Origin of the sequence: Loktanella sp. D2R18 (assembly GCF_003318235.1) — a bacterium.
Classification (GTDB): Bacteria; Pseudomonadota; Alphaproteobacteria; order Rhodobacterales; family Rhodobacteraceae; genus Yoonia.
In genome coordinates, this window is record NZ_QOCG01000030.1 from 518,941 (window position 1) to 531,271 (window position 12,331).

Sequence of the window (12,331 nt, forward strand, 5' to 3'; positions counted from 1 at the left end):
TGCGCACCCTCATTGCGCCGCCAGTAGCATAGGTTCGCCCGTCGATTTGGACTACCAACACGTCAAGAAAACATAAGGACGGTTAAAATGGGTCAGTTGATTGACGGCGTTTGGCAAGACACTTGGTATGACACCAAAGCATCAGGTGGCGCATTTGTGCGCTCAACTACGGCATTTCGCAATTGGATCACTCGTGACGGCAGTGCTGGGCCATCTGGGGCGGCGGGATTTCCGGCACAAAGCGGGCGCTATCACCTGTATGTTTCTCATGCTTGTCCATGGGCGCACCGCACAATGGTCTTTCGCGCAATCAAAGGGCTGACAGACCATATATCCGTGTCTGTCGTGCATCCCGATATGCTGTCGGACGGCTGGACCTTTGACACTGATTTCAACGGGGCGACAGGCGATACGCTGTTCGATTTCCCCTTCGCCCGTGACATTTACCTAAAGGCAGACCCAACCATTTCAGGGCGCGTCACTGTGCCAATCTTATGGGACAAACAACGCGGTACAATCGTGTCGAACGAATCCGAAGAAATCATCCGCATGTTCAACAGCGCCTTTAACGACATTACCGGCAACGCGGATGATTATTGGCCCAGCGATCTGCGTGATGCCATCCAAATGGTGAATGCCCGAATCTATGACACGGTGAACAACGGGGTATATAAAGCCGGGTTCGCGACCACCCAATCGGCCTATGATGCGGCGGTTGGTCCGCTTTTCGATAGTTTAGAGTGGGCGGAACAACGCCTTTCATCGCAGCGCTATCTGATGGGGGACCGCCTGACAGAGGCCGATTGGCGGCTTTGGACGACGCTTATCCGTTTCGACGCAGTTTACCATTTGCACTTTAAATGTAACCGCAAGCGGATCATCGACTATCCAAATTTGATGGGGTTCACTCGCGAATTATATCAATGGAACGGTGTCGCAGCGACCGTCAATATGGACCACATCGTCCGGCATTATCATTACAGCCACGACACGATTAACCCTAACCGCATTATCCCAATCAACCCCGTGATCGACTTTAATGCGCCGCATTGCCGGGGTTAGGTTGGCCATAATGATCAACGATCGCGGCAAGATCATTGGGCGATGTCGTGCTTTCGATAAAGGCGCGGGCGTTAGGGCTGTGGTTAAAAATAGAGCCATCTGAAAAGAAGGACGTGTTAGTCACGAATACAACGTTTGCCTTTGGCTGACGGTAGCTTGCGACATCCGCAACAGCCAACGCGCTGCCTTCACGCAACACGAGGTCAAGCACGATCACGTCGAACACTTGGTCTTCCAACGCAGAAATCGCAGCGTCGCCAGATTGTACCAGTGTTACTTGCGCGCGCAGACGCTCAAGGTGCCGTTTCCACAGCCGCCCTAAATTGATATCACTTTGCGCTATTAGGACGTGCATGAAATCTCCGGTCATCAAGTTTTTAAGTCGTTTCAGCGTGTTCAAAATAAGTTTGAGCTGCGCCTGAGGAGAAGTCGTCTTAATTCCCTAACGAATGGTTAACAGCTGTTAAGAACCTATACCAAAAGACAGTCATTTTTACAAAACCTTGTGCTGCAAGCGAATTTCCGCTTGAAGTACAGTCGACAACAAACAGGCAAAACGAATGACAACTTGGATCACGATCTGCGACACCTGCAAGCGCGACGGCTGGGACGCCAGTGCACAGGAACATACCGACGGCGAGCTGCTCGCGACATTGGTCGAAGCGACGGCAACAGGGTTAACTGAAGTTAAAACCCGGCGAGTTTCGTGTTTGATGGGATGCAAGCGTGGGTGCAACATCGCGATCCAGGCAGATGGAAAGCTGAATTACACCCTTGGTGAATTCGAACCCAACGCAGAAGCGGCCTCTGGGATTGTCGCTTATGCGCTATCGCATAGTGCCAGCGAGACGGGACAAGTACCTTACCGCGACTGGCCGCAATCAATCAAAGGGCATTTTGTGACCCGTCACCCACCGCTTCCGGATACAGAATGACCAAAAAGCGCGACCACGGCGGTGGCATTGATGCAGCGATCGCGACCTATGGCGGGGCACGTGCCGAATGGCTTGACCTATCAACCGGAATAAACCCCGTGCCCTATCCGCTTCCGCGGCTTCCAGATGATGTTTGGACGGCATTGCCGGATCAGGCCGCGTTTGCGCGGCTCTATGCCCTTGCGCGCAGCTATTGGAACATTCCAAAAGACGCCGCGATGATCGGCGCAACGGGCGCATCGGCGATTATTGCGGCCCTGCCCCACGCGCTTAGCGGTCAGAACGTCCATATCCCTGGCCCCACCTACAATGAACACGGCGCGGCATTTCAAGCCGCTGGTTGGATAATGGATCCGCCGCATGACGCGATGGTCGCGGTGCACCCGAATAACCCCGATGGGCACGAATGGCCCGAGACCGACTTGAACGCCCCGATCACAATCATCGACGAAAGCTTCGGTGATGTCGCGCCTGACAAAACGCTCATCCATCTGGCAACCCGCCCCGGCACTGTTGTGCTAAAAAGCTTTGGCAAGTTTTGGGGCCTAGCTGGACTACGGCTCGGTTTTGCGATTGGAGACCCTACGGTTATTGCGAAACTGACCGATCTCTTGGGACCATGGCAAATCTCTGGCCCTGCATTGGCCATTGGGGCCGAAGCACTTGCAGACCCCGCGTGGGCAGATGAAACACGCGCACGGCTTGCAGGGGATGCAGATAGGCTTGATCAATTACTGATCCGAAACGGCGCAGAGGTTATGGGTGGCACCACGCTGTTTCGGCTCTACAAAGTCAAAGATGCCCGCGCCGCGCAACGTCAGCTTGCGCAGCATCATGTCTGGTCACGCACATTCCCCTATGCGCCCGATTGGCTGCGCCTTGGGTTACCTGCACCCAATCGCTGGGCGCAATTGGAAGCCGCGTTTTGATCCTTGTTGGCGGTATGATCTTGGATGCCATTTTGGGTGAACCACGCGTGATTTGGTCACGTATCACGCATCCCGCAATCGTGATGGGGCGGGTGATTGGGTGGTGCGACAAGACGTTTAATGCGGGCGGCAATCGCCGCGCTAAAGGCGCCATCGTCATGGCCGTTCTTTGTATCGCGGCCTTTCTTCTTGGAAAAGGGATCGCAGCGGTTCCAACCGCCATCGTCGACATGCTGATCATCGCCGTGCTTTTGGCACAAAAATCACTGGTCCAACATGTACGCGCTGTGGCCGACGCGCTTCGGCTTTCCGTCGGTGATGGGCGCATGGCCGTCGCAATGATTGTCGGGCGCGACACAGCGCAAATGAACCAAAGTGCCGTTGCGCGATCAGCAATTGAGAGCGCATCCGAAAACCTGTCAGACGGGGTCATCGCGCCTGCCTTCTGGTTCGCAGTAGGCGGGTTACCCGGCCTGTTGATCTATAAAATTACCAATACGGCGGATAGTATGATCGGCTACCGCACACCGCGCCATGCCGAATTTGGCTGGGCTGCGGCGCGGTTTGACGATTTGTTAAACCTCATCCCCGCGCGGCTTACAGCGCTGATGATCTGGGCCGTCACCAACCGACCGCACGCATACGCGATCTTTCAAGAAGCACCCCGGCATCGGTCCCCCAACGCCGGTTGGCCAGAAGCCGCAATGGCGCATGGATTAAACATCGCGCTGAGCGGGCCGCGCAGCTATGAGGGGCAGATGCAAGATTTCCCATATGTCAACGGCGACGGGGCACGCGACCTAACACCCCGCGACATCGACCGCGCGGTTACTGTACTGTGGCGAACATGGGGGCTTGCGCTCTTGTGCGCAGCAATAACAACGATATTCTAACACCGTAGGGTGGATCTTGATCCACCCCGTTCCTCGGGACCATCACATATGCCAGACCGCAAACCCAAAATATCCGATCGCCATAAACAGCTGTTACGGCGTGCGCTGCTTGGGATCATTGTGATCGCAGTCATTGGCATATTGATCTTTGGGGTCCGCGCTGCAAATTCATCACGGGCATGGCACAATGCCCCGCCCGAAGACATCGCAGGCTGGATGACCCCGCGCTATGTTGTTCTATCACAACATGTGCCACGCCACGTGATCGAAGGCGTCATTGCCTTGGACGGTGACGTAGCACGACACAAAATCACCCTTGAAGATATCGCGTTGAATCAAGGCCTAGATACCGCCCAACTGATCGCCCGTCTCGAAGCTGCGATCCAAGATTTCAAGGACAGCCAAGGTGATTGATTTCTTCTTTGGGCTGGTCGCGACTTGGGGGCTCGTGGTCATTGGGGCATCGGCCTACTTTTCATGCCTCGCGGTACCAGTGCCGACCTTTGCAGTGATGTTGTCAGGCGGGGCCTTTGCTGCGGCAGGGGATTTGGTCTTATGGCAGGTATTGACGGTCGCCTATATCGCGGCCATCTGCGGCGATCAGACTGGGTTCCAACTCGGGCGGCTTGGCGGTCGCTGGCTTGATGCGCGTCTGACCTCGCGACCAAACCGGGCCGCGCTTTTTGCGCGCGCGCAACAAATCGTTGACCGTTGGGGCAGTATCGGTGTCTTCTTTAGCACTTGGGCCGCAGCGCCACTTGGGCCGTGGGTGAATTTTGCAGCGGGGGCTGCACGCTTCAACCCATGGAAATTTCTCATCTGGGACACACTCGGAGAGGCAATCTGGGTCACCGGATATGTGATGTTGGGCTACTACTTTGCAGCAAACCTTGATGCATTGACCACTTTAGTCAACGATTGGGCATGGTTACTCACCGCGATAAGCCTTGTAATTGCGGCAAGTTTCTTCCTATTGCGCCAATCGAAACAAGGATAGCGATTGCACCTATGTTACGCGCTGCTAACCTGCGCGCAACATATAGGAGAATGCCCAATGCGCCTTGCAATCGCCCTGTCCCTCATGGCCAGCACCGCCACCGCCCAGACCTGCGGTGGGCCAATCGAAAACTTTATCGCCGAAATTAAGTCGGAAACCATCGCCAACGGCGTCACTGCTGCCAATGCGGACAGCTTTTTTCAAGGCGCGCAGATCGAACAATCCGTTCTCAACGCGGATCGGTCCCAAGGTGTATTTCAAAAAGACTTCGTCAGCTTTTCACGCTCTTTGATCTCACAAAACCGGATCGACAACGGCCGCGCCAATTCCGAACGTTACGATGCCACTTTCACTGAAATTGAATCGCGTTTTGGCGTCCCGCGCGGCGTGCTTCTCGCGTTTTGGGCCTTTGAGACCGATTACGGTCAAGTCCAAGGGAACTTCAACACCCGCAACGCTTTGCTAACACTCGCGCATGATTGCCGGCGCCCAGAACTGTTCCGCCCGCAACTGCTAGCCGCGCTTGAATTGTACCAACGTGGCGGGATGGATCCGGCCAACACCACCGGCGCATGGGCGGGTGAAATTGGGCAGGTGCAAATGCTGCCGCTTGATATTATTGAACGCGGCATAGACGGCGACGGTGATGGGGTGGTGACGCTCAAGACCTCGGCGCCTGATGCGCTCATGTCCGGTGCAAACGTGCTCTCGGCGCTTGGCTGGCGTGCCAATGAGCCGTGGCTGCAAGAAATCATCGTACCCGACGACCTTGATTGGTCACAAACCGGGTTGAACCACAAGTCGCGGGTCAGCGACTGGGAAGCGGCCGGCATCACCGCGCGCGAGGGGGCGCTTGAAGCTTCAACTCTGCAAGCTTCGGTGCTTTTGCCAATGGGGCGCGACGGGCCCGCGTTCCTCGCCTATCCAAATTTTGACGTCTATTTTGAGTGGAACAAGAGCTTTGTCTATGTGACCACTGCAGCCTACTTCGCAACGCGGCTTTCAGGGGCTTCTGTTTATGACGTGGGCAACCCATCAAACCCTCTAACCGGGCCACAAATGCAGCGCTTGCAAGAAAGACTATCCGCACGCGGCCACGATGTTGGCGGCATTGATGGAATCCTTGGCGCAATGACACGCGCTGCGGTACAGTCAGAACAACAACGGCTTGGCCTGCCTGCGGATGCATGGCCAACGCTTGAGCTTTTGAACCAACTCTAGGGAAAACCCATGCGCCGATTTGTCAAATTCCTAACCCTGCTGATTATCATTGGGGTTGGGGCGTTTTTGACCTTTGCGCCGGGGTACGTGGAAAAAGAGCGCAATGCTGTCACCAATCATGCGCCCTATGTGATTACCACACGCGCCCAAGACCTACATGACAGTCTGATCATTGGCGATTGGCATGCGGATAGCTTGCTATGGAAACGTAGCTTGCTTGATCGTGCCGATCGCGGTCAGGTTGATCTTCCCCGCCTGCTGGATGGGAATGTCACAATTCAAATGTTCACCGCTGTCACCAAAAGTCCGGCAGGCCAAAACATTCATTCCAATGAAGCAGATGCGTTCGACAATATCACACCGCTTGTCATCGGGCAGATGTGGCCGCCCCGTACATGGAACAGCCTGCTAGAACGGGCTCTTTATCAGGCAGAACGTCTGCACCGCTACGCCGCTGCATCAAACGGCCAGCTACGGGTTATCAAAACCCGCGCCGACCTTGACCAGCTGCTTGCAGATCGGGCCAATGGACAACAGGTCGTCGGCGGTCTGTTGGGCATCGAAGGCGCGCATCCGCTGCTCGGTAATGTGAACAACCTCGACAGGCTCGAGGCCGCCGGGCACCGCATGATCGCGTTGCAACACTTTTTTGATAACGCGCTTGGCGGATCATTGCATGGCGTTGGGAATCACGGGCTGACTGATTTTGGACGACAGGTCGTCGCCGAAGTCGAAGCCCGCGATCTCATCCTAGATCTTTCGCATTCATCTCCGCAAGTCGTGCGCGACGTGATCGCAATGACCGATATGCCGCTAGTGGTCAGCCATACAGGTATCCATTCAGTCTGCGCAGTCAAACGCAACTATCCAAATGACCTCATGCAAGACATTGCCGCAACAGGTGGGGTGATCGCGATTGGATATTGGGCCAATGCCGTCTGCGACCCCAGCCCCGCAGGCATTGCCACTGCGATTACAGCGGCAATCGCAGTACTTGGCGAAGATCACGTATCTCTTGGGTCTGATTTTGACGGCTCTGTTGCAACCACATTTGACGTCTCTGAACTTGCAGCCCTGACCCAAGCATTGATCGACGCGGGGCTCAGCTACGCACAGATTAGCAAAGTCATGGGCGGAAATATGGTGCGCGTGCTGCGTGAACGGCTACCTCAATAGCGCTGTGTCACCCCATTGCGCCGCAGCCATTTCCACCCGCGCAAGCCCCCCATCGCAAGGATCACCGCAAGTGTTGGAACAATCAAACGCGCAGCTTCGGCCAGCATAACCTGCCAATGAAACCCAAGTAAGATGGCAGTCAAAAACCGCCACATGACCTGCAACAGAAAAAAGGTCACACTTAGGAACGCGGCAATCGGGGCCCATGCCGTGCATGCGGCACGGATACGAAACGCGAGCGACACAAACAAAACCGCGAAAACGACGGCAATCACCTGCGCCCAGTGCTGATCAATGACGAAAAGCAATGCAAAGGTATTAAGCCCTACTAAAAAGAGCGGCAAGCCAGACATTTTCACCGCATAGGCAGCGGATTCCTCGTCTATGACTGGCATCCAAAAGCCAAAGACTGCCCCTTGCTGTTTCACCAAAATCTAACTCCGTATATGTGGGATGGCGGGCGGGGCGCATTGCGCAGCAACAGCGCTGTGTGCCATCAGGCAACCATCGCGGCGGCCTTTTTCAGATCAACCGAAACCAGTTGCGACACACCCTGTTCGCCCATCGTGACACCAAACAGCCGGTCCATCCTACTCATGGTCACTGCGTGGTGCGTAATGATCAAAAACCGCGTGTCTGTGCGGCGACACATTTCATCCAGTAGGTCACAGAACCGGGTCACATTGGCATCGTCCAATGGTGCGTCGACCTCATCAAGCACACAAATCGGGGCCGGGTTCGCTAGGAACACCGCAAAAATCAACGCAAGCGCAGTCAGCGTTTGCTCACCACCCGATAGCAGTGATAGGGTGCTCAGCTTTTTGCCAGGAGGCTGGCACATGATCTCTAGCCCAGCTTCAAGCGGATCATCCGATTCCACCAGTACCAGCTTGGCCTCACCCCCGCCGAACAAATGCGTAAACAGCAGCCCAAAATTGTCGTTCACCTGTTCAAACGCCGTCAACAGCCGTTCGCGCCCTTCTTTGTTCAGGCTTGCAATGCCAGACCGCAACGCCGCAATCGCCGCTTCAAGGTCCGCCTTTTCAGAGACCAATTCATCATGCTCAACCTGCACCTCTTTGGCGTCTTCTTCGGCACGTAAATTCACAGCCCCCAGACTATCGCGCTGGCGTTTCAACGCATTCACCTGCGCCTCGACGGCGTCGGATGCGGGCATGCCTTCGACTGAAACTTCAAGGCTCTCAAGCAGCTTTTGGGGTGTGACCTCTTGCGCTTCCATGATCCGTTCGGCGGCATAAGCCACGGTTTCACGCGCCGCATCTGCCCGTGCCTCTGAGCGCGCACGCGCTTCGCGGGCCTCAGACGCCAATCGCTCTGCATCGCGCTCAAGATGGCCCGCGTCTCGCAGGGCGGTATCCGCTGCCACCAGCTTATCCGCCGCCGCTTTGCGGCGCGTTTCAGCCTCGTCAATTGCATCGGCGAGCTCAGAACGCTTTGCGGCGATTTCTGCGGGTGCGGTCGTTGCTTCGGCAAGTTCGGTCTCGGATGTCGCCTTGCGTTCGGCCAATTCAGCGCTGCGTTTATTGGCGGTCTCCAGCCGGTATTTCCAGCCGCTCACATCTTTGGTGATCTGCTGCGACCGTTTCAGCCGTGCCTCGCCTTCGCGGCGTACCTCATCATGCGCAGAACGGTGCGACATCATCGTGATCCGCGCAGCTTCGACAGTCATTTTGACATCTTCGACCGCCCCGCGCGCATCATCCAAATTGCCCAAGGCCGCCGCCGCCGCTTCGGCCTCGGTCAGCGCTTTGCGCGCGTTCAGCGCTTCTTCTTCGTGCCGGGCCAGAGCAAGGCCAAGGCTTTCTTGCTTGCCTTGGCTCAGGTTGCGGTCGGCCTCTGCGCGGCTTGCGGCGCGGTTTGCATCGGCAACCATCCGGTCTGCATCGCGGCGCGCGGCGCGCGCGGCCTGATCGTCCTCTGTCTGTTGTTTCAACAACGCAGTGAGCGTCTCATGCGCTTGCGCCGCGCCCATTGCCGTACCCGATGCTTCTTCCAGATCACGCTTCAGATCGGTAAGACGGTTCAACTGTTGCAACCGTAATGCCGCAGCCGATGGCGCATCTTCGGCCCCCGCGCGGAACCCATCCCAACGCCACAAATCACCTTCGACCGAAACCAACCGCTGACCAGGTTTCAGGTTTGCCTGCAAATGCGGCCCATCGGCGGCATCTACCAGCCCCACCTGCGCCATACGGCGGGCCAAGACTTCGGGAACACTGACATAGTTTGTCAGCGCGCTCACCCCTTCGGGCAAAAGCTGCGGCACCGCATAGCTGGGCAAGAGCGCCCAACCAGATTTCGCTTCTGCCTCAATTTCTGGCGCGCGCAAATCATCCGCAAGCGCAGCGCCAAGCGCCTTCTCGTAACCGCCCTGAACTTGCAAAAGATCCAGCACATGCCCACCTTCGGCCGTGTCTCGTTCCACCAGTTTCGCCAATGCGCCGACTTCGGCACGCAGCGCGTTTGCTTCGCCTTCTGCCGCAGAGCGCATCGCGCGTGCTTCGCTTTCGCGGGTTTGGGTTGCAGCGCGGGCGGCTTCGGCCTCTGTTAGGGCGATGTCAGCCGCTTCAGCGGCGCGCACCGCGGTTTTTTCGGCGTCACCTGCCGCTGCGAAATCCGCCTCTGCCTTGATCAAAGCATCCGCCGCTTCTTGCATCGCAGCCTTTGCGCGCGTGGCTTCGGCCTCGTTCTTTTCCATCGTCGTGCGGTTATCTGCGACCAACCGTTGCGCCGACTGGTGCCGCGCTGCCAGCCGTGCGACATCTTCGGTCAGCTGGGATAAATCAGTCTCGCGTGTTTCGAGCACATTTGCTGCATCACTGGCGGCGGCTTGCGCCTCTTGCAGGCGCGCATCATGCCCATCACCTGCCTTGGCGATTTCGCGGGCTTCCCATTCCAGCCGCTCAATGGTTTCGCCAGCGTCTTTGTTCAGCCCGCTTTCGCGTTCCATGTCGCGGCCCAATTGATCAATCCGGGCGCGCAGTGTTTCAATCGTCTCAAGCGCGCGGTCTTCTTGCGCCTTAAGCGTGTCACGTTGGACCTGTAAACGCTGCAACACAACACCGGCGATGGCTTCTTCCTCGCGCAGCGGCGGCAACGCATCCTCGCAAGCGCCACGCGATTTAGCTGCCTCGCGGGCGGCTTTTTCAGCTTGGGCCGCCGCAGTTGTCCGTTCGCGCAATTGCGCGGATGCAGCCAGCATCGCCTCATCCGACTCGTTCCAACGGCGAAACAGCAGCATGCCTTCGGCGCGGCGCAGATTATCGCCAATTTCGCGGTACCGCGCAGCCTGTCGGGCCTGTCGGGCCAGTTGCCCCAATTGCGCCGCCAATTGTTCGATCACATCATCAACGCGAGTCAGATTTGTTTCAGCGCCCTTCAGTTTCAGCTCGGCCTCATGGCGGCGCTGATAGAGACCCGAAATCCCGGCAGCTTCCTCCAAAATCCGGCGGCGGGCCTTGGGTTTGGCGTTGATCAGCTCTGAAATCATCCCTTGGCGGACTAGCGCCGGTGAATGCGCCCCAGTGGATGCGTCAGCAAAGAGCATCTGCACGTCGCGTGCCCGCACATCTTTTGCGCCCACCTTATAGGCAGAGCCCGCATCACGGGTAATCCGGCGAATAACTTCGAGCTGGTCATTATCGTTAAACGACGCCGGCGCGAGCCGTTCACCATTGTCGATGACCAAGGACACTTCGGCAAAATTACGGGCCGGACGCGATGACGCCCCAGCAAAAATTACGTCTTCCATCCCGCTACCACGCATGGATTTCGCGCGGTTTTCTCCCATGACCCAGCGCAGCGCCTCAAGCAGGTTCGATTTGCCACAGCCGTTTGGCCCCACAACACCCGTCAAACCATCCGCGATGATCAAATCGGTGGGGTCTACAAAGCTTTTAAAGCCGTTCAGACGCAGTTTACTAAAGCGCAAGGGGCAATCCCTGTGATTCCTTTATATCAAAACCATGTGCGCCGGGCACGCGACCTGTCAACGGGACAGACGCAGGATGTGCGACAAACAGCACAGTTATCCACAAGATATTGCGTCACAGAAGGTATGCAACGCCGCAGGAGACGCACAACAACCGCCAAATGTCGCATTCCGCCTTGACGCAGCCTGTTTCCCCGGCGCACATACAAAAGGCACGGTTCCCCGTTGATGCCAAGCATCTGGGGATGAAATGGGAATGTGGAAAGGCCGATCCGAACCGGAGGCCCCATGCCACAGCCGCCCCCGCGACTGTATGCGGAGAGTGTCTTGTTACGACGCCACTGGGAAAAACCGGGAAGGCAGCAAGACGCATCGACCCGCAAGCCAGGAGACCAGCCTTGCATCATATCGTAACGGCCGTCGGGGATGACGGCAAAACAAGGATAGAACTATGCATATCGAACCTGGAATTGTCACGGGCGCTAAACTCGCGCTTTCTTACGCCACTGCTGCGGGCGCAACCGCCTATTCTGCGAAGCTCGTGTGGGAAAGCCTGCGTGATCGCGGCGCCGTCTCATTGATCGCGCGTGCGGCCATCGCCACTGTCGCGGTTATCATCTTCTTTGAAATCTTGCCGCACATGGCTGTCGGCGTTTCCGAAGTTCACCTGATCATGGGTTCAACCCTATTGCTGATGCTGGGAACGGCCCCAGCCGCTGTTGGTTTGGCCGCTGGCCTGCTCATCCAAGGCACGTTGATGTCACCGTTCGATCTACCGCAATACGGTATGAACCTGACAACCCTGTTGGTGCCACTGTTTGGCCTGCACGTGTTGACCAAAAACGTCATCGCCAAAGGCACTGCCTATGTTGACCTGACTTACAAACAAGCGCTGGCAATGTCTGCGACGTATCAAGGTGGGATCGTCGCATGGGTCGCATTCTGGGCCTTCTACGGCCAAGGTTTCGGCGCAGATAACCTCGCCGCTGTCGGCACATTTGGCGCCGCGTATATGACCGTTGTCTTGCTGGAACCGCTTGTCGATCTGGCTGTTCTCGCCGGTGCAAAAGGCCTGCGTAGCCTCGAAAAAAGCGGCCTGGTCACGCCACGCCTTTACGCCGCTTAAGCGCGCCCAACAAAATATATCGTATGACGGTCCTCCGGGG

The 12,331-nt window shown here is 56.8% G+C and carries 12 protein-coding genes and 1 riboswitch; of the genes, 9 read left to right on the forward strand and 3 right to left on the reverse strand.

The features are described 5' to 3' along the window. Positions 1–87: 87 nt before the first annotated feature. Positions 88–1,062 (forward strand): glutathione S-transferase family protein, encoded by a 975-nt coding sequence (locus DS901_RS16100; RefSeq protein WP_113777912.1) that lies wholly within the window; start codon positions 88–90, stop codon positions 1,060–1,062. On the opposite strand, the gene DS901_RS16105 is transcribed toward DS901_RS16100, so the two are convergent. Then, positions 1,037–1,417 (reverse strand): response regulator, encoded by a 381-nt coding sequence (locus DS901_RS16105; RefSeq protein WP_113778077.1) that lies wholly within the window; start codon positions 1,415–1,417, stop codon positions 1,037–1,039. The genes DS901_RS16100 and DS901_RS16105 overlap by 26 nt on opposite strands. A 205-nt stretch (positions 1,418–1,622) precedes the next feature. On the opposite strand from DS901_RS16105, the gene DS901_RS16110 reads away from it, so the two are divergent. The 7 genes from DS901_RS16110 to DS901_RS16140 are packed head-to-tail and all read left to right on the forward strand — an operon-like array spanning position 1,623 to position 7,213. Beyond that, on the forward strand, positions 1,623–1,997 hold the full coding sequence (locus DS901_RS16110; RefSeq protein ID WP_113777913.1) for a DUF1636 family protein: 375 nt from the start codon (positions 1,623–1,625) through the stop codon (positions 1,995–1,997). Continuing rightward, complete coding sequence (locus DS901_RS16115) at positions 1,994–2,926, forward strand: threonine-phosphate decarboxylase (protein ID WP_113777914.1); 933 nt, start codon at positions 1,994–1,996, stop codon at positions 2,924–2,926. Before DS901_RS16110 ends, DS901_RS16115 begins: the two co-directional genes overlap by 4 nt. A gap of 14 nt (positions 2,927–2,940) precedes the next feature. Continuing rightward, positions 2,941–3,819, forward strand: coding sequence for an adenosylcobinamide-phosphate synthase CbiB (cbiB, locus tag DS901_RS16120; protein ID WP_258546773.1), 879 nt, complete (start codon positions 2,941–2,943; stop codon positions 3,817–3,819). 48 nt (positions 3,820–3,867) lie between these two features. Then, positions 3,868–4,233: a hypothetical protein gene (locus DS901_RS16125; RefSeq protein ID WP_113777916.1), complete on the forward strand. Its 366-nt coding sequence runs from the start codon at positions 3,868–3,870 to the stop codon at positions 4,231–4,233. Beyond that, on the forward strand, positions 4,226–4,816 hold the full coding sequence (locus DS901_RS16130; protein ID WP_113777917.1) for a DedA family protein: 591 nt from the start codon (positions 4,226–4,228) through the stop codon (positions 4,814–4,816). Before DS901_RS16125 ends, DS901_RS16130 begins: the two co-directional genes overlap by 8 nt. 57 nt (positions 4,817–4,873) lie before the next feature. Then, positions 4,874–6,037, forward strand: coding sequence for a lytic murein transglycosylase (locus DS901_RS16135; RefSeq protein ID WP_113777918.1), 1,164 nt, complete (start codon positions 4,874–4,876; stop codon positions 6,035–6,037). A gap of 9 nt (positions 6,038–6,046) precedes the next feature. Then, complete coding sequence (locus DS901_RS16140; protein WP_113777919.1) at positions 6,047–7,213, forward strand: dipeptidase; 1,167 nt, start codon at positions 6,047–6,049, stop codon at positions 7,211–7,213. Here DS901_RS16140 and DS901_RS16145 read toward each other — a convergent pair. Beyond that, entirely contained in the window at positions 7,207–7,608 is a 402-nt protein-coding gene (locus DS901_RS16145) for a hypothetical protein (protein WP_113777920.1), read from the reverse strand. The genes DS901_RS16140 and DS901_RS16145 overlap by 7 nt on opposite strands. 101 nt (positions 7,609–7,709) lie before the next feature. Further along, entirely contained in the window at positions 7,710–11,165 is a 3,456-nt protein-coding gene (smc, locus tag DS901_RS16150) for a chromosome segregation protein SMC (RefSeq protein ID WP_113777921.1), read from the reverse strand. A 198-nt stretch (positions 11,166–11,363) separates the two neighbouring features. Then, positions 11,364–11,580: riboswitch (cobalamin riboswitch) on the forward strand. Positions 11,581–11,616: 36 nt separating this feature from the next. Here smc and DS901_RS16155 point away from each other — a divergent pair. Further along, the gene (locus tag DS901_RS16155; protein WP_113777922.1) at positions 11,617–12,291 is read left to right on the forward strand and encodes an energy-coupling factor ABC transporter permease; all 675 of its coding nucleotides are present in this window, start codon (positions 11,617–11,619) and stop codon (positions 12,289–12,291) included. Positions 12,292–12,331: the final 40 nt, after the last annotated feature.